Below are 1,765 nucleotides of genomic sequence, written 5' to 3' on the forward strand. Positions count from 1 at the left end.
TACCATGTGTGACGGATTTACCTACCACACGGGCTACACCCTTACCCCGGGACAACCACCGCCCGGGCTGGACTACCTTCCTGCGTCACCCCATCGCTTACCTACTACAAGTCTGGTTCATCGGCTCCACCACTACCCTCAACTCCGAAGAGATCGGGCCGGCTTCACGGACTTAGCATCGCCTGATTCAGTACTGGGCGTTTCAAAGCGGGTACCGGAATATCAACCGGTTGTCCATCGACTACGCCTGTCGGCCTCGCCTTAGGTCCCGACTTACCCTGGGCAGATCAGCTTGACCCAGGAACCCTTAGTCAATCGGCGCACACGTTTCTCACGTGTGTATCGCTACTCATGCCTGCATTCTCACTCGTGAACCGTCCACAACTCGCTTCCGCGGCTGCTTCACCCGGCACACGACGCTCCCCTACCCATCCATACGGGCGTTGGCCCTATGCGTATGAATGACACGACTTCGGCGGTACGCTTGAGCCCCGCTACATTGTCGGCGCGGAATCACTTGACCAGTGAGCTATTACGCACTCTTTCAAGGGTGGCTGCTTCTAAGCCAACCTCCTGGTTGTCTCTGCGACTCCACATCCTTTCCCACTTAGCGTACGCTTAGGGGCCTTAGTCGATGCTCTGGGCTGTTTCCCTCTCGACCATGGAGCTTATCCCCCACAGTCTCACTGCCGCGCTCTCACTTACCGGCATTCGGAGTTTGGCTAAGGTCAGTAACCCGGTAGGGCCCATCGCCTATCCAGTGCTCTACCTCCGGCAAGAAACACACGACGCTGCACCTAAATGCATTTCGGGGAGAACCAGCTATCACGGAGTTTGATTGGCCTTTCACCCCTAACCACAGGTCATCCCCCAGGTTTTCAACCCTGGTGGGTTCGGTCCTCCACGAAGTCTTACCTCCGCTTCAACCTGCCCATGGCTAGATCACTCCGCTTCGGGTCTAGAGCGTGCAACTCAATCGCCCTGTTCGGACTCGCTTTCGCTACGGCTTCCCCACACGGGTTAACCTCGCTACACACCGCTAACTCGCAGGCTCATTCTTCAAAAGGCACGCAGTCACGACTGACAGCACAAGTACTGCCAGCGACGCTCCCACGGCTTGTAGGCACACGGTTTCAGGTACTATTTCACTCCGCTCCCGCGGTACTTTTCACCATTCCCTCACGGTACTATCCGCTATCGGTCACCAGGGAATATTTAGGCTTAGCGGGTGGTCCCGCCAGATTCACACGGGATTTCTCGGGCCCCGTGCTACTTGGGTGTCTCTCAAACGAGCCGTTGATGTTTCAGCTACGGGGGTCTTACCCTCTACGCCGGACCTTTCGCATGTCCTTCGCCTACATCAACGGTTTCTGACTCGTCTCACAGCCGGCAGACTATGAAAGAGAGATCCCACAACCCCGCATGCGCAACCCCTGCCGGGTATCACACGCATACGGTTTGGCCTCATCCAGTTTCGCTCGCCACTACTCCCGGAATCACGGTTGTTTTCTCTTCCTGAGGGTACTGAGATGTTTCACTTCCCCTCGTTCCCTCCACACTGCCTATGTGTTCAGCAGCGGGTGACAGCCCATGACGACTGCCGGGTTTCCCCATTCGGAAACCCCCGGATCAAAGCTTGGTTGACAGCTCCCCGGGGACTATCGTGGCCTCCCACGTCCTTCATCGGTTCCTGGTGCCAAGGCATCCACCGTGCGCCCTTAAAAACTTGGCCACAGATGCTCGCGTCCACTGTGCAGTTCTCAAA

1 rRNA gene (cut by a window edge) is annotated in these 1,765 nt (G+C 56.9%); it reads right to left on the reverse strand.

The annotated features are described in order from the left end of the window. Positions 1–1,732 (reverse strand): 23S ribosomal RNA (locus ACIQMU_RS31480) (it extends 1,493 nt beyond the left edge of the window). Between the last annotated feature and the right edge of the window lie 33 nt (positions 1,733–1,765).

The organism is Streptomyces sp. NPDC091649, assembly GCF_044756785.1.
Lineage (GTDB): Bacteria > Actinomycetota > Actinomycetes > Streptomycetales > Streptomycetaceae > Streptomyces.